Source organism: Endozoicomonas sp. ALC013, assembly GCF_049310205.1.
In the GTDB taxonomy this organism is placed as follows: domain Bacteria; phylum Pseudomonadota; class Gammaproteobacteria; order Pseudomonadales; family Endozoicomonadaceae; genus Endozoicomonas.
In genome coordinates this window covers 1-19693 of record NZ_JBLYNS010000100.1, presented here as the reverse complement: position 1 = coordinate 19693, position 19693 = coordinate 1, and the positions used below count along the sequence as shown (strand labels likewise).

Sequence of the window (19693 nt, the reverse complement as noted above, 5' to 3'; positions counted from 1 at the left end):
AGCCAATTAGACCTGGTAACCGGAGGGCAGCTTGCCCTCATACTTTTCATTCCACAATCGTTGAGGATCTACACTCCTGGCAAAATGACAATCACGCTTCCTGTGATGTTGTAGCAGATGTATCAGCTCCGATGCGAATTGCCTGATTGCTTCTGGCATGTCACTCAGAGCTGGCTTTTCGACTTTTTTGACATTTTCGGAAAAACCACAGGCAGGACAGGTCAATGACGGGTTATCAGAGAAACCGGGATCATCACCTGGCACCAGTCCAGCCCGGGCGATTACCGATACCAGCCATGTTATCTCATCCACTTTTGAATAATCATGATGCCACAATTGATGAAGGAATTGATCATTTACAAAATCATAGATATCAACTTTATTACCCTTAAACCAGTAATGAAATGCCGCGTAGCACCACTCAACAGATTGTTTAAGGTAAACGTCCCCTATACGCTTATCATAACTATTGAACCGGGAACCCAACGCTGAATAACGTTCACTGCCGATAAAATCCACCAGGTCCCCCTGGTTTTGATATTCAAAATCTAACTCAAGGTGAGCGCCCAGGTAGTTAATGTGCAAATGTTGCAAGTCCTTTTTTGATAGGGCAATTGGAGTTTCCTCCCCTTGCGAAGTATATAAATCATCAACTGTTGTGAATTTGATAAACTCTGCATAACTGCTATCGCGAAGTGCCTCTGTGTCAAACAGCTTGTTTATTTCCATATCATCCAGACAGGGGATATTCTCATCAGGCAAGCGCTGGAATGCGATCAACTTTACCAGTTCACAGAATTCTTTTTTAACAATTAAAACTTTGTTGATAGCCAAACGATCAATACGTTCATGCATACATGTTGAATATTGGATAGCCTCTTTAAGTCCACCAATCATCTTCTTCAGATTGTCATAAATTTTTGCAAAACTGCATTCGTCAAAGCAAATATTCAGGTTCAGGCAAGTCAGGTGTCTTGTCGTTATGGAATATTTTCTCAATGTACCCTTAAAGGGTAACAATAACCTTTTGAGATAGAGCCTCCTTGTTCTCTCAGTCATCATTTTTGAGCTTTGATTTTCAGTAATATATTCATCACATTGAGCCTTCACTGAACTCAGTTCGTCGTATAACTGTGGCAGGCTGAGCTCTGGTAATACGCATTCAGGTTCTGATTGAACCGGAGCTTCAGTGATGATTTTCTCAACGGCCTGCTTCACTGACGGTGATCTCTCCATAATCCGCAGATATCCGCTGAGCCATCTTAACAGGTTAATACTCAGGGGAAACTTGCACTGCTCCGGGCTGATAACGCACTCCTGCCTGAGAACAGCCCGTGACAATGCCGAAACCTCAACAGGGGTAAATAGTTGTCGACTTTGGAGGGTGGATAAAAATCGGAGGCTATCAGCCACAGAACCGGGTATTTCGTAGCCCGTGATAGCCCTGTCCTGTATAGATTTAAACAAGGATACCCCATTGCTTTTGCGTTCGAGCTGACTGTTAACCAATGGTTGATTGGCAACATCGGGAGTGGCTCTGTGTAAATCCTGTAAATATATTGGGTTAGATGGTGTTATATCCATAATAATCCAATACCTGTTTGTATTTTTTGATCAACCGCCGATTTTGGACTCTTTTTTATACTGATAGTTCATACATGCTGGATAAACTGGTCAACGAAAAGTTGATCAGTACCCGGGGAACCACAGGCTTCTGGCCTGCCAACCAGATCAATCGATAAAAACCAGTTGGAGGTATACGCTGAACGCAAAGGCTGGTCTTTAAAAGAAGCTGAACGCTGGATCCACCCCAATCTTGTCTGCTAGACCTGATAAGGGGTATTTCCAAAATAAATTGCACATTTCAATGTCTCAAAAGTAACCGGAGGGCAGTTTGCCCTCATACTTTTCATTCCACAATCGTTGAGGATCTATACTCTGCGCCAAATGACAATCACGCTCACTGTGATGTTGCAACAGACCTATCAACTCTGATGCGAACTGCCTGATTGTTTCTGGTATGTTACTCAGCCCGGACTTTTCGACTTTTTTGAGATTTTCTTTAAAATGACACTCAGGGCAGATCAACGACGGGTTATCAGAGAACCAGATACAATTACCCGGCATCAATCCAGCCCGGGCGATTATTGATACAAACCATTTTATATCATTCATTTTTGAATAATCATCACACCACAATTGATGAAAGCAACTCATAGTTTCTAACTTTGTGGTCTTATGATCCCTGAACCAGTCTTGAAATGCTGTATAGCAAAGCTCAACATATTTGTTATGGTAAACATCCCCTATATACTTGTTAATACTATTGAACCGGGAACCCAACGCTGAATAACATCTACTATTCAAGCCAATAAAATTCACCAGATTAGCCCGCCTTTTATCGCCTAAATCTAATTCAAGATGAATGCCCATGTAGTTAACGTACAAATGTTCTAAATCCTTTTCTGCCAGAGCCATTGGAACAATCGGACTTTTTTCCATACGTACCCTTCCAACAGTCTGGTATTTAGTGAACTCTGCATAACTTCTATCCAGCAGTGCTCTTGTGTCAAACAGTTTGTTTAATTCCATATCATCCAGACAAGGGATATTCTCATCAGGCAAGCGCTGGAATGCGACCGATCTTACCAATTCACAGAATTCTTTTTTCAGTATTAAAACTTTGTTGATACCCAGTCGATCAATTCGTTCATGCATACAGCTTGAGTATTGTATATTCTCATCAAGTTGATTAATAACGTTAATCATATGTTCGTAATGGAACGAAAAATTAAGTTTGAAAAACTGATTCCGTGCCAATAAAGAACTTTGATTATCTTCTTCCCAATCATCCCAAAAGGGTAACAATAGCCCATAGAGATAGAGCTTCTTTTCTTCATCAGTCATTGAGCTTTGATTTTCAGAGATATATTTATCACACTGGTCCTTCACCGACTTCATTTGGCTGTGTGACTTCAGCATACTGGTCATAACATTTATTTTGAGGAAATCTTCCACGTTATCCTTATTTTCATTCGGCATTTCAGACATTAAAAAATCAACGGCTGAATGAACCGGAGCATCAATGATAATTTTCTCAACGGCCATTTTCACTAACGGCGATCGCTCCATAATCCGCAGGAACCCACTGAGCCATCTTAACAGGTTAATACTCAGGGGAAATTTGCACTGTTCCGGGCTAATAATGCACTCTCCATTGACAACAGCCCGTGACAATGCCATGACCTCAGCTGTGGTTAATAGTTGTCGGTTTTCAAGTGTTGATAAAAACTGCAGATTATCGGACACAGAACCTGATATTCTAATGCCAGTGATCGTTCTGTCTTGTATAGATCTGAACAAGGATACCGTGTTTTTGCGTTCAAAATGACTGGTGACCAATGGTTTATTGGCAACATCGGCAATGGCTTCTTGTAAATCCTGTACACATAGCGGTTTTGATGATGTTATGTTCATAATAATTTCAGGTTTCTGTGCGGTTTTTTATTGGACTTTTTTTTGCCCGATAGTTCATAAATGCTGGAGATATTTAGCTTAATGAAGCAAAGGCTTGCCACCATTTTTCAGTTAGGCGTACCCATCATGCTGGCCATGCTCTCCCAGAGCATGATCAACCTTGTTGATGCCGCACTGGTGGGTCCCCTGGGAGAAGGTGCCCTTGCCGCTGTTGGTGCTGGCAGCTATGCGAATTTTGTAGCGCTATCGTTGATGACCGGCCTTTCAGCGGCTGTCCAGGCTCAGGTTGCCCGCCGTGTTGGTGCAGGCCGTTTTGATGAATGTGCCATGCCAACCAATCATGGACTGATCATTGCCTTCTGCTTTGCCATGCCAGTCAGTATTATCCTGGTCATCACTTCCCCCTGGTTGCTGGCGTTATTTGATCAGGGATCTCCCACCTTTAAAGGGGACGCAACGGACTATTTTCAGATTCGGGTCATGGCCCTTACCGCAGCCGCCATGAACCTCTCATTTCGAGGTTTCTGGAACGGCATTGGTGAGCCAAACGGTTTTCTGAAACTGCTGGTCTGCACCCATATTTGCAATGTGATCTTCAGCTTTATCCTGATCTACGGAAAGCTTGGCCTGCCTGCCCTGGGCGTGCAGGGAGCGGCCCTGGGAACCTTGCTGTCCATGTACCTGGGAGCCTTGCTTAATTTCCGGATACTGAATAAGCGAGCCAGAAAATTCGGATTCCTGACGCACTGGAGAAATTGGCCGGCCTTAAAGCGCCTGGTTCTTCTGGCGATTCCTGACTCCCTGCAACAGACCCTGTTTGCCCTTGGCATGATGATGCTGTTTGCCATTGTTGCCCAATTAGGTATCCGTGAAATGGCCATCGCCCATGTGTTGATGAATACCTCCCTGATGCTGATACTGCCGGGTCTGGGTCTGGGCATGGCTGCCAATACCCTGGTCAGCCAGAGTCTGGGAGCCCGGGAGCCAGAGGTTGCCTGGCGCTGGGGGCAGGAAGTCATGTATACAGCCAGCGCCGTGTTACTGGTACTGAGCCTGCCGTTGATTTTTACACCGGAGGCTGTGCTGTCGCTCTTTCTCCATGACCCTTCACTACTGGCAATGGGCTCAATCCCGATGCAGTTAACCGGCATAGGCATTGTTCTGGATGCGCCCTCCCTGGTCTTTATTCAGGCTTTACTGGGAGCGGGTGCCAACCGAACGGTGCTCTATATCCGATTTGTTGCACAGTGGCTGATTCTGTTGCCGCTGTGCTGGCTTATAGGCCCTGTTCTGGGGTTTGGACTTACCGCCGTCTGGTCAGTACCCATACTGCAGAGAATGATTACCTCCGTCAGCTTCCTGGTTGTCTGGCGCTCACGGCGCTGGAGTAAAATACAGATTTAAGGAAGGCATTTTCCCGATTAAACAGCAACTCATCCGATTCAGAGCTGCATTGTTCCAACCAGCAGCAAGCCGCTCAGGCAATATTCCGCCTTGAAGTGAGTTATGCACTGGTTGCACTTCACCCCTGGTCGACCGTAAATGTCAGTTCGCTTTTTTCACCGGCCTCTATTTTTTGCCAGTGTTCATCGAAATTGATCAGGTCATACAGTGAAACCCCCTCCTGAAGCCTGGCAAGTACCCGTTCATCTCTGGCCTTAATCTCTTCAGCGACAGGAATCAAATGCGCTGCTTCTTCCAAAGATAAAACCAGTACCCCATCATCATCACCGAAGATAATCTCACCCGGACGAACCTCTACACCGCCACACTCAACAACCTCCCGGGTATGAAATATCCGTTTTGACGTGCCTGACATTGGGGTAAACGTGTGTGCATAAACCGGGAAATTCATTGCTCTTACCGATGCCGTATCACGAAAGGCCCCGTCAATAACAAATCCGGCAATCCCTTTTTGCATCGCTGCCGTTGATAACAGCTCCCCTGCCACGGCTAATACACTGCCCTGAGTCTCAATAACAATAACATCCCCGGACCGGGCCTCCTGAATTGATTTGATCACTGTGAGAAAGTCATTATGACAGTTCACGGTATAGGCCGATCCGATCAGCTTAAGCCCCGTCTGAAGCGGTCTTATTGCCGAGTTCATCACTCTCAGACGCTGGTCAGCATCCGCAAGATGGGATGTTTTCAAATCAGTCAGGCGGGAACGTATTTCGTTTAACTCCATGGGGAACCTCAGGTATACCGGGTTTACAGCTGACCTGACCACCAGACTCTGCCGGTAAGTGCTGTCAGATCACCAACACAGGAGGCTGAAAAAGCAGAGAAGCCGAACTCAGTACAAAAATTGATGAACGGATCAATAAAGCCAGCCTGTCTGACCAACAGGAAGACGATACTTACAAAGAGGCCAATGATTATAGCATTCCCGAGGATTTACAGTTCACACAGGAACGCCTGGAAAAGATAAATGCAGCAAATAAAGCACTTGAAAATTCGGGTCGGAAATTTATCAAAGCCGATTTTACCTATAGATGCTGAAGCAAAAATACTCACGCAGGAATGCCGTTCCTTCAGGGGCCAGAAGAGATCATCATCGCACTCCATCGACCGATAATAACAACTACTAATAAGTCGATATTGAGGAGCGTTCCCATGAACAGATTTTCAAGGGTCAGATGGGTCCTGCTGGTCAGTCTCTGCCTGGCCATCAAGGCTTTCAGTGCCGGTCACAGCGTCCATATCCAGATGAGCAAGAAGGCCGTTGAGTTGGTCTCTGACCCGGCGTTGAGGAGTATCCTGCAAGAGTACCAGGCGCAGTGGGTGATTGGTTCTGGCCTACCGGACGGTGGTTACCTGAATGGTTATCCTTATGCCGAGATCAGCCACTGGTCGAAATTCCATCGTTCCTATTTCTCCCGGGTCCAGAAAACCTGCCCTCCTGACAAGCTGCAGCTGGCAGAGTGTAAAAAACTGGTTTCCCATTTTATGGGGATGGTGGCTCATGGCTTTGAGGATGAAATTTATGACAATTTATTGATGAGTTTATCCGACGAGGTGGATGGGCGTGGGGGGGATCATCTGGCCACGTCCAAGGATACCATCGTCGACAAATACGCCCTGTACGATTACCAGGGAGCCTACGATGTGCATCCTACTGCGGTATCACCGCTGGATGTGGTTTATCAGGCGCTGCAACCACTGCTGAAATCGAGAGTACAACTTAGCCACCTTGAAGAAGGACAGGGTAATATTGTGGCAGCAGCCGTTTGGGAGCGGCAGCTGGTCAATCCGTTCAGCAATCTTATGGACAGCCGGTTATACCCATGGCTCCGGCAGAACTACCGGGACGGCATTGGCGGCATCAATTATACCGGGATCAGTGTTGCGAGGTTATGGGATTACTACTGGGCAAGGTTCAAGGGGCATGATCAGGTTGAGCCACATTTTACGGTGTATCCTGAACCAGGGGGAACTATCGGCCTGAATAGCAATATTGGCCGTGGACGTTTTATGTTTATTGCTGATCGGCCACTTTCTTATTTTTACAGGGAACTTGAGCTGCAAAAGTTGATGCTCGATGGCTCGTGGCAGGAAATCGCCTCTAAAAATCACTATCGCCATGATGGTTATCTCCACGCTGTTTTTCCGATTGGAGGTTTTGTCGCCGGGGAACAGTATCGGGTCAAAATGTCCTATTCCGTTGATGGACTTCATTTTGACCGGGAACTGATATGGAATGCCACCGCAGCAGGTATTCCCTGAATGGCTAGACTGATATGTAATAAAAACATAACAGGGAAAGACTGATGACGTTGCCACATCTTGACTCACAACAGGTATTACCCCCTTTCCAAGGGCCTTTGCTTCCCCCGGATCAAGTTGCAACTGACTCGTCAGGCAGCGTCGTTGTGGTACCGCCTTTAACCACTCCCCAGGAAAATTTTACAGACATTGCCCAGGTCCCGTTGGAAAAGCGCACCATTAAGGTTAGCGATTACAATCTTGTAAATGAACAATCACCCTCCCGATTAAAAAAACTGGCATCCGCCATAAAAATCATTGGTGCTAATGTCATCAGGGCAGTTAATGACAGCGTAACCACCCGGCGACTGCTGCTCAGTGGCCTGTTGGGTGGTCTGGTGGGGCTGACATCCGGCGTCTTGCTGATGGCTTCGCTGACCGGGGGTCTCTCCATGGTTACCCTGATACCGTCACTCTCTATTAGCGCCCCAGCGGCGGTGGTGGGGGCATTAGTGGGGACTGCCGGGGGAATGATCATGTTGGCAGGTTATGGTGTCGCCAAGGGGCTGGTGCGTTCAGCAGCCTACCTCTGGCGTTCGCCGGAACAGCGCTTTCTGCATGATTACCGGCAGGCGGCAAAAGAGTTGGAGTCGCTGGAAGAAGAGCGTGTCAACAACCGTCACATGCGCTCTGAAAAATATATGCGGATTGGCATATTAAGAGCTTATCTGGAGCCCCGACGCGCTGAATGTCACCAGCTGTTGACCGCAGACAATGCCCCCGATAAAGTCTGGCGTCAATATGGCTTCCACTCGGGCAATAATATTCCTCCCTCTTCGATGGTTTGAGTCTATTCCCAGAAAGCCTCCCAGGAGGCTGACCGAGCATTCCCTATTAAATTGTTAGAAAACTATTTTCCCTTTAATCAAGGGCTTATCTGCCTGTTGCAGGCAACTGCTGACGCCAGAATCCACGCTTCTTACTGCGGGCAGCTTGTGCCTTGCATCTCCGGTGATGTTTTTTGTACGATGCTCTTGCTCTGGCGAACAAGAATGAAAACAGTGGTTACTGTGATTCCGCCCCTTGAATGGACTTTTTTACAACCATCACAAACTATTCTTCTTGCCGAATGTCTAAACTGTTCAAGATTGTAAGATTCCAGAATCTTCAGTTATGAGGATGAATTGTTAAGGAAGTGTGTTGTATGTCTCAGGCTGAAATTGTTCACCACTCGAGCAACGATGAAAAAGTCAGGGCTTTTTTCAAGGGTGCCGCAGCCATTATTCCGCTGACTGTCGCGGTCCTGCCCTGGGGTATCCTGACCGGATCGCTGGCTATTGAGTCGGGCTTTGACCCGGTTCAGAGCCAGGCACTGTCAGGCATTATTTTCGCCGGTGCCGTTCAGCTGGCCATTATGGGCATGATCCAGGCCGGAGTGGGTTTAGGCAGCATTCTGATTTCAGCCCTGCTTATTACCTCCCGCCACTTCCTTTACTCCATGGTGATGCGGAAGAACATCAGCCCGCTGCCGCTCAAATGGCGTCTCGCCCTGGGCTTCCTGTTAACCGATGAACTGTTCGCCATTGCCAACCCCGGTCAGCTGAAACGCTTTGACCGCTGGTACGCACTGGGAGGAGGATTATGCTTTTATCTTGGCTGGAATCTTGCCACCCTTGGCGGCATCATCGCTGGCGCAAGCTTTGAAAATCTTGATGCCCTCGGATTGGATTTCGCCATTGCTGCCACATTCCTCGCCCTTGTTATCCCGAGCATCAAAAATGCCCCGGTACTGGTTTGTGTCCTCACTGCGCTGGTAACATCGGTCATTTGTCAGGTAATGCAGATTGAGGCCGGCCTGCTGATCTCAGCCCCCCTGGCCATGGTGGCTGGTTTTGCCTGTGCCAAAGCCACTGACAGAGGAGAAAGCTAATGGATACCTGGGTTATTCTGTTCATCGTAGCGGCCCTGGTTTTTGGCAGCCGCTTCCTCCTGATGGAGCCATGGCTCCCCCTCAAACTCAGTGACACGGTTCAGCAGGCATTGAGTTTTTCCGCACCCGCCGTGCTGACCGCCATTGCGGCACCGATTGTCTTTATTCGTGAGGATCAGCTCAGCCTGTCCATGGGCAACCATTATCTGATTGCCGGCATTATCGTAGTATTTCTTGCCCTGATGACCAGGAACACATTACTGACCGTCATCCTGGGTATGCTTTCATTTCTGCTGCTAAGACATGTGCTGTAAATACGGGAAGCCTTCGGTCTGTCTACTTCCCGCTCAGGAATTCTCCTTCAGGGATGGGACTTTTTCGGGGGAACGCTTATGTATAAATTACTTTGGCAGGGGTTATTGATCAGGTCAAAAGTAAAGCCAGCAAATAATCACTGGCTTTATTTTCACGGCTATTGGTATGCCCCGCTACTTTTTACCGGAGCCTGTAATCGAACTCATCAGGTTAGATACTGACTTTTTAAAGTCTTCAATGGCCGAAACACCCAGCTTTTTAACATCCACCAGGTGTGGCTCTGCCTTGTCCAGGTACTCATCAAGATGATCGACTTCTTCATGCTGCATATCCTGCCGCTCAGCCTCCAGCTCTTGCTCAAGGCGTTTCAGGGTTGCCTTGACCTCTTTGATTTGGGCTTTCAACTCCTTCCTGTGTGCCTTGTATTCCTTGAGTGTTGTCATCATGTCCTCCTCAGGCAGTTATCGCGATCAGGATAGCAGGTAAAATGAAAAAGACACCCACCACATAGGCCAGCACCATCCATTTATTCCGGCTGGCCACCAGGGCAAAACGACGGGCAAGCCTTGGTGGTATATTACGAAGGAATGGAAGATTGTAAATCAACAGTACGGCTGACACATTAAACAACAGATGGACAACTGCTATCTGCAGGGCAAAGAATCCCATGGCTCCCTGGACTGCTGTCGCCGCCAGCAAGGCTGTGACCGTAGTGCCGATATTGGATCCCAGGGTAAATGGATATATCTCCTTGAGCTTGAAGATGCCATTCCCGGCAAGAGGTACGATCAGACTGGTACAGGTTGAGGATGATTGAACGGCAATGGTCATCATCATGCCGGAGAAAATACCCGTAGCAGGTCCCTGCCCAACGGCTTTGTGCATAATCTGCTTGGCTTTACCCACCATCAGATGCTTAAGCAGTTTGCCAAGATAGATAATGGAAATAAAAATAAAGGCCAACCCCGTCAACGCCAGACAGACACCCGCCCACAGGTCCGGCAAAGAGCCATAGAGCCCCTTGAACAGGTCTACAGAAGGCCCTGTAAGCACTTTGACAAAGTTCAAACCTTTGATGCTGACAGAGTCGCCGCCAACCAGCAGTCCGGCCAGAAAATCAGACGACTTTGACAGGAACCCTGTCATGATCTCCAGCGGTAGAAAAATAATAACCGCCATCAGATTGAAAAAGTCATGAACGGTAGCCGCAGAAAACGCACGACGAAACTCTTTTTTCTTACCGATGTGGCCCATACTGACCAGCGTATTGGTCACAGTGGTACCAATATTGGCCCCCATAATCATCGGGATGGCGGTGGCAACCGGAAGACCTCCGGCAACAAGGCCAACAATCACCGAGGTCACGGTACTGGATGACTGAACAACCGCGGTTGCCAGTGCACCTGCCACCAGCCCCATCACCGGGTTGGTGGCAAAAGCAAATAACTGTCGGGCACCATCAGCACCACCAGAAGCCCACTTAAAGCCAGAACCTATCATCCCGACAGCGACCAGCAATAGGTAGATCATCAGCGCAACAAATAGCCACTGAACAACCTGACCTTTCGATTGCGTCGACTCGGCTGTATAACTGGGTTGCATTTGAACATCCTGCAAGGTGAATAAACTCGACTATCCAGAAATAACACTGGATGTCACGGCATCAAACTGGATTACCGAAAAAACGACTGTTCCATTGAAGGGGGACAAGCATAAAGAAACTGTAAAGGAGTCTCAAGCCTGTCCCGGAGAGAATTGAAATTAGAGAGCCAGTGTCGGTTATTCCAACATTCCGGTGTCAAATAATCAGACCAGCTCCCTGACCAGCAGCATCATCCCCTGGTTGCCCGTTACCGAGACTTTGTTCCCTTTAGCGACAGATCTGTCCGATTCCACCTTCCAGAGGGTATCGCCAATGGCAAGTTTGCTCTGCCCGGCTGGCAAGTCATGCTCAAGTACAATGGTCCGGCCTATTAACTGCGATGCCCGATTATTTAATTCGGGGCTGTCACTCTTGTTGTTCACCTTACGGAACAGCTTCCAGTATGCCAGTGAGAACAACAAACTGCCGGTACCAAACATCACCAGCTGAATGGGCCAGCTTGTATCAGGCACCAGCCAGAGCCACAAAGCGACAACCGCAGCAGCAGCGGCACTGCCCAGCAGGAAACCACCCGCACCCAGCGCCTCTGCGCCAAGAAGCATAAAGAGCAGAATCAACCAGTGCCAGGGTTCCAGGGTAATAGCAATAGCCATCAGGCCTCCTTCTCACTTCCCTTTTTAAGAGTGGCCTCTCCCACCAGCTCCTTGATACCGGCGATTGAGCCAATCAGACTACCAGCCTCCAGAGGCATCATGATCACTTTATTATTCTCGGCAGAGGCAACATCCTTCAGAGCTTCTACGTATTTCTGGGCAACAAAATAGTTGATTGCCCGATGATCACCTTCTGCAATCGCCTTGGACACCATAGACGTTGCCACCGCCTCGGCTTCTGCCAGACGTTCCCGGGCTTCCGCTTCCCGCCTGGCGGCTTCAAGCTCACCTTCCGCCTTAAGGATCTGCGCCTGCTTTTCACCCTCGGCTACTTTAATGGCCGCTTCGCGGGCACCTTCCGCCTCAAGGATCTGGGCGCGTTTATCCCGCTCAGCCTTCATCTGCCTGGCCATGGCTTCCACCAGGTCCGCAGGCGGGGCAATATCACGCAACTCAATACGGGTCACCTTCAAGCCCCAGGGATCGGTGGCTTCATCCACTTTGATCAGCAGGCGTTCATTAATTCGATCCCGGTTGGACAGCATTTCATCCAGTTCCATGGACCCTAATACCGCCCGGATATTGGTCATCACCAGGTTTTTCATGGCACGATCAAGATCGTTCACCTCATAGGAGGCTTTGACCGCATCCTGGACCAGGTAGAAACAGACTGCATCCGTGGTCACCTGAGCGTTATCGGCACTGATCACCTCCTGGGGCGGGATGTCCAGAACCTGCTCCATCATGTTCATTTTTTTACCAACCGTATCAATCACCGGCACAATCACATGCAGCCCGGGCGTTAACGTACTGGTGTATTTGCCAAATCGCTCGACGGTGTAGTTATACCCCTGGGGGACAATTCGTACACCGGTTGATATAAGAACAGCAATAAGGACAACAAACACAATTGCTGTGATTTCCATACCCATAGGAGGCTCCTGTTTACAGACTTTATTTATTCTCACACGAAGTCCGACTTATGACATCTCATAAGGAATGACTGCACCTTAGTCTCAAAAAAATTGGAATAGCCGGTGGCAATCAGGCCTGAAAAAGAGTTTATCATCATATTTTTGACCTATGCGTTAAAAGTCGCGGTTTTTATATTGTATGTATTGTTGCAAAACTTCTTTTAACGCTCCCTTCGTTGCCCCCCCTATGCGTTCCCTTATGCGCTCTGCGTAAGCGAAGTCATTCTGCGATTCTGGTGCCCCCTTATGCGCGCCCTTTCCCGCGCTGCGAAAGCGGGATCATTCTGGTAGCGTTCCCTTCGGCGAGCCCTCTGGCGTGCCTTTTTGCGCTCGACGCCATCGGGGTCATTCTGGCAGCGCTCCCTTTCGCGCGCTGCGTAAACGGGATCATTCTGGTAGCGTTCCCTTCGGCGAGCCCTCTGGCGTGCCTTTTTTCGCTCGACGCCATCGGGGTCATTCTGACAGCGCTCCCTTTCGCGTTCCTTTATGCGCTCCCTTTTGCGCCTGGCGAATGCAGGATCTTTGCTAAGTATCCTCAGCCGCTCCCTTTCGCGCGCTGCGTAAACGGGATCATTCTGGTAGCGCGCCCTTCGGCGCGTCCTTCGACGTTCCTTTTCGAGCTCAGCGTATTCGGGGTCATTCTGGTTGTTGTTGACAACGGATGAGATTTGCGGGGTTGATTGATCTGTATCTGTCGGAGGCTGAATCAGAAAACACTGATTTTCAGGAATATCTGTGTGGGCATGATCATTATTTAACGATTCGATTCTGACTGGTAAGTAAAATAGTTGATCTTCTTTATTAATATTATCAACGCTGGCTATCGACCTTTTTTCCAGCCGGGTAGCATCAACTGGATTATGAAAAGGCACCGTCGATTGCTGAAGGCACTTTTTAGCAGTTTCAGCTGTACGCATAGCACATAGAATAACAGCAGCTTCTATGATGTCCCGGGAGAAGGCCGCACCTGATGCATGAGATTTGGAAAAAGGAGTACCCTGCAAACAGGATAAATGATCAGAAGCTGCATTTAATTGAGCAAAGGTAGCAGGTCTTTCCATTGAATTACAGAATTGTTGAGTTTACCTTAAGACCATTCTTTCTTATAAAAGTTCATCCCTGAAATACTCTGTCTAATATTTATTCAGTAGTGGGTTAAAAGCCTGTTCGGGCATGAATATCACCCCCCGAATATGACTTGTTGATCAAAAGGCCAGCAACCATATAGTTAGTGCATTTTGTACCTTGCTGGCCAATTAATCTGTGTTCTCAAGACCGGGAGGCTGTCCGAGAACAATGACAGATTCACATAATAAATCCGTCGATCAAGGCTACTTCATGCCAAAACACTTGAGGATAAAGGCATAGTTAAACGCTTCTTCATCAATCCATTCATAACGCTTGCTGGCACCCGCATGGCCTGCGTGCATATTCATGTTCAGTAGCAGCAGGTTTTCGTCGGTTTTTAATGCCCTTAAACGTGCCACCATCTTGGCCGGTTCCCAGTAGGTGACCTGCTCATCGGATATCCCGGAGTTAAACAACATCGGAGGATAATCCCTGGCCTGCACATTGTCATAAGGCGAGTACTGCATAATGTAATCAAAGTCGTCGGCACTGGTGACCGGGTTGCCCCACTCTTCCCATTCCGGTGGCGTCAATGGCAAGGATGCATCACTGATGGTGTTAATAACATCAACAAAAGGTACATCGGCCACCACGCAACCAAACAGATCCGGACGCAGGTTGGTCACCGCTCCCATTAACAGGCCACCGGCACTGCCACCATTAATGGCAATCTGCCCTTTATCGGTATAACCCTGTTTGACCAGATACTCCGTAGCATCAATAAAGTCATTGAAGGTATTCATCTTATGACGCATTTTGCCATTGAGATACCACTGATAGCCCTTTTCATCTCCGCCACGAATATGAGCCGTTGCATAAACGAACCCACGATCCACCAGGCTGAAGAGCCTGGATGAAAAACCAGCGGTCATGCCATAACCGTAGGAACCGTAACCGTAAACCAGGGCACGATGGGAGCCATCCTTTACCAGACCTTTGTTATGAATAATGGTGACCGGAATACGCTCACCGTCCCGGGCGGTGGCATACTCCCGCCTGACCTCATATTTTTCCGGGTCAAAGCTGGGTGTTTCCCGGGTATAGACCGCTGTGGTTTGCACGGTCTTCAGATCCAGCTCAAGAACGGTACTGGGCATAACCGGTGAGGAGTAATCCAGCCGGACGGTTGTGGCGTTATGATTCCAGTCACCGGAAAAATCCAGTTCATAGGCTTCGTCAGGCATGGATACCCTCTGCCGGTTACCGGATACCATGTCCTGCACCACCAGCTCATCCAGCGCTTTATCGTTATTTTTCTGCTCAATAATCAGGTAATGATTGTAGAAATGAATATCGGTAAGGCTGAGCGTGTTGCTTTCCGCCTGAACCAGATGCCAATGCTCCTGCTGCCACTGGTTTACCGATGTTTTATACAGCTGGAAGTTATTGGCACCATGAAGATTGGTGAGAATATAGAAGTCATCACTGTCGCCATCAAGATAGTGATCAAGGCTGAACACCACATCATCAGTGCCATGGGCAAACAGACGGAAATCGATCGCAGCGCGGGGAGAAACATAAACCACCTGACTGGAGCCGCTGTTGAGATACACCATAACGTATTCACGGTCGGTGGTTTCTGCCAGCGAAAGAAACATCCCGTCAAACTCATCAGGTTTGGAGAACACCAGCGCTTTCTTTTCCGGTCCCTGATGGATATTGATTTTATAGACATGTTTACCACGGGCCTGCTCATCACGCTCCACCACCAGAAGGTGCTCATCATCTATCCAGAGTATGGAGCCGGTACTGTTATGGTAGGTCCACTCACTGTCCTGCCCGGTCGCCAGATTCCGAACCCGAATGCTTCGCTCCATGGAGCCGGTGAGATTATAACCATAAGCAAGAAAAGTATTTGCCCGGTTGGTGATGGACGGGCCAAACATATAGAGGTCCTTGCCATCTGCCTCCTGGTTAACGTCCATATAAACCACTTCAGGCAGATCCATCGAGCCATGGCGACGACAGAGAATAGGATAGTTCTTCCCCTTCTCTTCACGGTAATAATAGAGAAAATCTCCCTTTTTAACCGGCCAGGACTGATAGTCTTCTTTTATCCGGGACAGAATTTCCTGATAAAGCTGCTCCTGAACGACCTTGCTGTCTTTCATTTGGGCATCTTTATAATCACTTTCAGCGTTAAGATAGGCCAGCACCTCCGGGTTTTTAAAATCCAGATCGCCTGCCACAATCTTCTGCCAGTGCTCATCCCGCAACCAGTGGTACTCATCGATACGGGTCTGGTCGTGCTGAATAATGGAGTGTGGAATTTTTTGAGCGACCGGTGCTTTCAAAGGGATCTCCTCAGAGGCAGATAATGTCAAAGCCAGTGTCAGTAAACACAATAAACGGTTTGCCAGCATAACACGGCCTATGAGGAAAAAACTCAACAGTTAAGAGCAAATGAGTTTGATGCGTACAATCTCCTTTCAAGAGCAAATGAGTTTGATACGTACAATCTCCTTTCAAGAGCAGATGAGTTTGAAGCGTACAATCTCCGTTCACCCTGAGCAGAGTCGAAGGGTGATTGGCACAGTCTTTATTAAGGGTATTGTTGAATGCCTTTCGTCCGTGCATCCTGAGCGGAGCCGGAGGACGCTCAGGGTGAACGGAGTTTGGATGTCAATGGAAGAGGCCCATCAATTACATTGAAGCCGTCCACCAGTTAACGGCGATATACAGAGATAGAGAGATTAGGAAGAAAGCATAGAATATATGATTGGATAATATCATTCAAAACCACGACAACACTTTCTCATTATCAATACATAATGAAACAAAGCGATCATAGTTGATGACTTCAAACGGCGCAGACACCACCACCCCGCGGGCCTTTGCATCAATATCCAGCACATAAACAGCGTAGCCATCCGGCAGAGCATTCAACGGGCTTGCCGGTGACAGCAGTTCATAAACAGCGTCTTCAATCAACAACACAGAATCGCCGCTGACAACAGCACGAACACAGAGAGCCATCGCCTGACCAGGCTTATTAACGGTATGCAGCGTACTCATCAGAAATTAAACACCCTGGAATGCTGTTGGATAAACAGAGACAACTCGCCCCCGGCAAGCACTGCCACCCCTGCCTGAAGCGCATCAGGACTGATACCCCGTTCCTCCAGAGACTGCTGATCCACATAAATGGTATCTATGCCATACAGAGGCAGCACCTGAAGCATGGCAGCAAGATTCTTACGGGGAATGTCACCGGCCTCCTGCCCTTGCAATAACTGATAGACCCCATCGCCCATCAGTAAAAGGCTGGTCTCAATATCATAAGAAGCGGATACCAGTGCCGTATCAAGCGCCTCACGGGCCGACTGCCCACTGTAAGGAGCCCGGCTGGAAATAACACACACAGAATGACTCATCTCAGGCTCCAAAGGTGATCAGGCGATCGGCCATCAGTGCGCCATCAAGCAACTGCCCCAGACCGGAAAGCTCATACCCCTTGCGGAGATTATGACCAGGCAGATCATAACGGTCAGATTCTGCCTGATCCACAATACCCCGCCTTAATGCCGCCGCAATACAAACCACGGCATCCAGATTATGCGCCTGGATAAACTGCTGCCACTCTTCAGGTAGGTTGGACTCATCCTGGGGTGGCTGGGCAATGGCGGTCGCCGTATTCACCCCATCCTGATAAAAAAACAACCGGACAATTTCATGCCCCCCGGCCACCACCGCCCGGGCAAAGTGCAATGCACTTTGTGGTGCCTGACTGTTGGCCGGAGCGCCATACACGGCCAGTGCAAACTTCATAACAATAACCTTGCGTTAACAGGAAAAAAATAGCCAAACAAAAAAAGCCCCACCAAATGGCGGGGCCCGCTAAAAGCAAAATCAAACATCAGTCGTCACTACTGGCACCCAGCAGGTGGAGCAGCGCAGTGAACAGGTTATAAATATCCAGGTAAAGGGAGACAGTGGCACGGATATAGTTAGTCTCACCACCGTGGATAATACGGCTGGTGTCAAACAGGATAAAACCGGACATCAGCAGTACAATCAGGGCAGACAGCGCCATGCTGGCAGCAGGGATATTAAAGAAGATCAGGGCAATACTGGCGACCACAGCGACAATCAGGCCAACCATCAGGAAGCCACCCATAAAGGAAAAATCTTTGCGCGTGGTCAAAACATAGCCAGAGAGGGCAAAGAACACCACGGCAGTTCCACCCAGGGCCTGCATGATCAGGGATGGACCATTGGCCATACCCAGGTAATGGTTAAGCATTGGCCCCAGGGCAGCACCCAGCACACCGGTAAAGGCAAAAACAGCGACAATACCCTTGGCAGAATCAGCGGTCTTGTTAACCACGAACAGCAGGCCAAAACCGACCAGAGAGAGAACCAGTGCCGTCATCTGGCTGATCTGCAGAGCCATGGCAACGCCGGCGGTGACAGCACTGAATAGCAGAGTCATACCCAGCAGCATATAGGTATTGCGCAGAACCTTGTTGATTTCAACGCCTGCACCCAGGCTGGTAGAAGCAGCGGTCATTACGGGTTTGCGATCCATCTTTGTCATTCCTCTATATAGATGTAATACCAGTCATTATATCAGACCAATTTACTGGGGCTATAGTTTTAACAATTCCTGACATTTTGCCTCCTAGTACATGGTTTCAATGAGTTTGACGTGTACAACCTCCGTTCACCCTGAGCGGAGTCGAAGGGTGCTTGGCACGATCTATCAGAGTCCGGAGTTTCCGCCCTTCGACAAGCTCAGGACGAACGGAGTGCGGAGGCACGACAACCCGTCAAACTCATTGAAACCATGTACTACATGTACTAGATGCTATCTACTATTTTTCAAATTTCCTGAGCTGGGAGCATAGAAAAAGATTACCGTTTATCAAGGCGTTGACAGAATTCTGATTTCAGGTACTATTCCTCTCGTCGCGGAGGGATGGCTGAGCGGTTGAAAGCACCGGTCTTGAAAACCGGCGAGGGTTAATAGCCCTCCCAGGGTTCGAATCCCTGTCCCTCCGCCATATCAGCACTCTTTTCTTTCATTCTTCGTGACAGAAAAATCATCCTTGGAGGGATGGCTGAGCGGTTGAAAGCACTGGTCTTGAAAACCAGCGAAGGTTAATAGCCTTCCCAGGGTTCGAATCCCTGTCCCTCCGCCACTTCTTAATTCCCCGGCTTTATCAGTCATAACCTTCTGAATTGCAAGACCTCTTCACCCCCCATCACTGTACACCACCCTATCTCGCTATATGTTTTACCCCCCCTATACCACTGAAACCCCCTTTACGGTAACCTAACGACCATTTACTACTAATGGGCCGACAGAAGCACCAGGTTAACAACCCCCCCGCTTGCCCGCCCCGCCACCGGTTACCCTTTATGTCGCAAAAACTCACCCTCGAAACCCTGGAATCCTGGCTCTGGGAGTCCGCCAATATCATGCGCGGCTCCATCGACAGCTCCGACTTCAAGAACTACATCTTCGGCCTGATCTTCCTCAAGCGGCTGAACGATGTATTTGAGGAGCGTGTCGCCGCCATCATGGACGATGAAGACTGCACCCGTTCAGAGGCCATGGCGATTGAAGAGGAAGAAGGTGACTACTTTGTGCCGCTGAATGCCCGCTGGGATTACATTATTGAGCGCACCGAGAATATCGGCGAGGTGATCGACGAAGCCTTTGGTGATATTGAAGCCCGCAACAGCTACCTGGAAGGTGTGCTCACCGCCATTCAGTTTGGTGATAAAGCCAAGCTTGGCGATGATTTGCTGGCCCGTCTGCTGCGCCATTTCAACCGCTACAATCTGGGCAACCAGCACCTGTACAAGGCCGATATGCTGGGCGATGCCTACGAATACCTGATCAAACAGTTTGCCGACGATGCCGGTAAAAAAGGCGGCGAGTTTTATACCCCGAAGCCGG

The 19693-nt window shown here is 48.7% G+C and carries 19 protein-coding genes and 2 tRNA genes; 8 read left to right on the top strand and 13 right to left on the bottom strand.

What is annotated here, in order from left to right; all coding sequences use genetic code 11:
- Positions 1-6: 6 nt before the first annotated feature.
- Positions 7-1584 (bottom strand): hypothetical protein, encoded by a 1578-nt coding sequence (locus tag ACO6V1_RS16625; RefSeq protein WP_422467710.1) that lies wholly within the window; start codon positions 1582-1584, stop codon positions 7-9.
- A 288-nt stretch (positions 1585-1872) separates the two neighbouring features.
- A complete protein-coding gene (locus ACO6V1_RS16620) occupies positions 1873-3477 on the bottom strand; it encodes a hypothetical protein (RefSeq protein ID WP_422467708.1) in 1605 nt (534 codons plus the stop codon).
- Positions 3478-3558: 81 nt separating this feature from the next.
- Here ACO6V1_RS16620 and ACO6V1_RS16615 point away from each other — a divergent pair, with 81 nt between their 5' ends.
- The gene (locus ACO6V1_RS16615; protein ID WP_422459793.1) at positions 3559-4881 is read left to right on the top strand and encodes an MATE family efflux transporter; all 1323 of its coding nucleotides are present in this window, start codon (positions 3559-3561) and stop codon (positions 4879-4881) included.
- A gap of 118 nt (positions 4882-4999) precedes the next feature.
- On the opposite strand, the gene ACO6V1_RS16610 is transcribed toward ACO6V1_RS16615, so the two are convergent.
- Positions 5000-5668: an RraA family protein gene (locus ACO6V1_RS16610; RefSeq protein WP_422459795.1), complete on the bottom strand. Its 669-nt coding sequence runs from the start codon at positions 5666-5668 to the stop codon at positions 5000-5002.
- Between the two features lie 428 nt (positions 5669-6096).
- On the opposite strand from ACO6V1_RS16610, the gene ACO6V1_RS16605 reads away from it, so the two are divergent.
- The 4 genes from ACO6V1_RS16605 to ACO6V1_RS16590 all read left to right on the top strand — a co-directional run bounded on the left by ACO6V1_RS16605 (position 6097) and on the right by ACO6V1_RS16590 (position 9429).
- Positions 6097-7206, top strand: coding sequence for a hypothetical protein (locus ACO6V1_RS16605; RefSeq protein ID WP_422459797.1), 1110 nt, complete (start codon positions 6097-6099; stop codon positions 7204-7206).
- A 44-nt stretch (positions 7207-7250) separates the two neighbouring features.
- On the top strand, positions 7251-8033 hold the full coding sequence (locus ACO6V1_RS16600; RefSeq protein WP_422459799.1) for a hypothetical protein: 783 nt from the start codon (positions 7251-7253) through the stop codon (positions 8031-8033).
- A 356-nt stretch (positions 8034-8389) separates the two neighbouring features.
- The gene (locus tag ACO6V1_RS16595) at positions 8390-9115 is read left to right on the top strand and encodes an AzlC family ABC transporter permease (protein ID WP_422459801.1); all 726 of its coding nucleotides are present in this window, start codon (positions 8390-8392) and stop codon (positions 9113-9115) included.
- Positions 9115-9429, top strand: a complete 315-nt coding sequence (locus ACO6V1_RS16590) for an AzlD domain-containing protein (RefSeq protein WP_422459803.1) — start codon at positions 9115-9117, stop codon at positions 9427-9429. Before ACO6V1_RS16595 ends, ACO6V1_RS16590 begins: the two co-directional genes overlap by 1 nt.
- A gap of 174 nt (positions 9430-9603) precedes the next feature.
- Here the strand turns inward: ACO6V1_RS16590 and ACO6V1_RS16585 are convergent, their stop codons facing one another.
- From ACO6V1_RS16585 to ACO6V1_RS16540, 10 genes are all read right to left on the bottom strand, one after another.
- Complete coding sequence (locus tag ACO6V1_RS16585) at positions 9604-9876, bottom strand: hypothetical protein (protein ID WP_422459805.1); 273 nt, start codon at positions 9874-9876, stop codon at positions 9604-9606.
- Between the two features lie 7 nt (positions 9877-9883).
- Positions 9884-11032 carry a Na/Pi symporter gene (locus ACO6V1_RS16580; RefSeq protein ID WP_422459807.1) on the bottom strand — a complete coding sequence of 383 codons (1149 nt, stop codon included), beginning with the start codon at positions 11030-11032 and terminating at the stop codon, positions 9884-9886.
- A gap of 204 nt (positions 11033-11236) precedes the next feature.
- Positions 11237-11686 (bottom strand): NfeD family protein, encoded by a 450-nt coding sequence (locus tag ACO6V1_RS16575; protein WP_269674104.1) that lies wholly within the window; start codon positions 11684-11686, stop codon positions 11237-11239.
- Positions 11686-12612 (bottom strand): SPFH domain-containing protein, encoded by a 927-nt coding sequence (locus ACO6V1_RS16570; protein WP_422448186.1) that lies wholly within the window; start codon positions 12610-12612, stop codon positions 11686-11688. Before ACO6V1_RS16570 ends, ACO6V1_RS16575 begins: the two co-directional genes overlap by 1 nt.
- Before the next feature lie 245 nt (positions 12613-12857).
- A complete protein-coding gene (locus ACO6V1_RS16565; RefSeq protein WP_422467705.1) occupies positions 12858-13532 on the bottom strand; it encodes a hypothetical protein in 675 nt (224 codons plus the stop codon).
- A 459-nt stretch (positions 13533-13991) separates the two neighbouring features.
- On the bottom strand, positions 13992-16082 hold the full coding sequence (locus ACO6V1_RS16560) for a S9 family peptidase (RefSeq protein WP_422459810.1): 2091 nt from the start codon (positions 16080-16082) through the stop codon (positions 13992-13994).
- A 439-nt stretch (positions 16083-16521) separates the two neighbouring features.
- The gene (gene tusB / locus ACO6V1_RS16555; protein ID WP_422467703.1) at positions 16522-16803 is read right to left on the bottom strand and encodes a sulfurtransferase complex subunit TusB; all 282 of its coding nucleotides are present in this window, start codon (positions 16801-16803) and stop codon (positions 16522-16524) included.
- Positions 16803-17162, bottom strand: a complete 360-nt coding sequence (gene tusC / locus ACO6V1_RS16550) for a sulfurtransferase complex subunit TusC (RefSeq protein WP_422448194.1) — start codon at positions 17160-17162, stop codon at positions 16803-16805. Before tusC ends, tusB begins: the two co-directional genes overlap by 1 nt.
- A gap of 1 nt (position 17163) precedes the next feature.
- Complete coding sequence (tusD, locus tag ACO6V1_RS16545; RefSeq protein WP_422459814.1) at positions 17164-17556, bottom strand: sulfurtransferase complex subunit TusD; 393 nt, start codon at positions 17554-17556, stop codon at positions 17164-17166.
- Positions 17557-17644: 88 nt separating this feature from the next.
- On the bottom strand, positions 17645-18316 hold the full coding sequence (locus ACO6V1_RS16540) for a Bax inhibitor-1/YccA family protein (protein ID WP_209201278.1): 672 nt from the start codon (positions 18314-18316) through the stop codon (positions 17645-17647).
- Between the two features lie 384 nt (positions 18317-18700).
- Between ACO6V1_RS16540 and ACO6V1_RS16535 the strand changes: the two genes are divergently transcribed.
- From ACO6V1_RS16535 to ACO6V1_RS16525, 3 genes are all read left to right on the top strand, one after another.
- Positions 18701-18791, top strand: a tRNA-Ser gene (locus tag ACO6V1_RS16535).
- Positions 18792-18838: 47 nt separating this feature from the next.
- A tRNA-Ser gene (locus ACO6V1_RS16530) sits at positions 18839-18929 on the top strand.
- A 220-nt stretch (positions 18930-19149) separates the two neighbouring features.
- Positions 19150-19693: type I restriction-modification system subunit M N-terminal domain-containing protein (locus ACO6V1_RS16525; RefSeq protein WP_422467701.1), on the top strand; the 544-nt coding region annotated here is incomplete at its 3' end.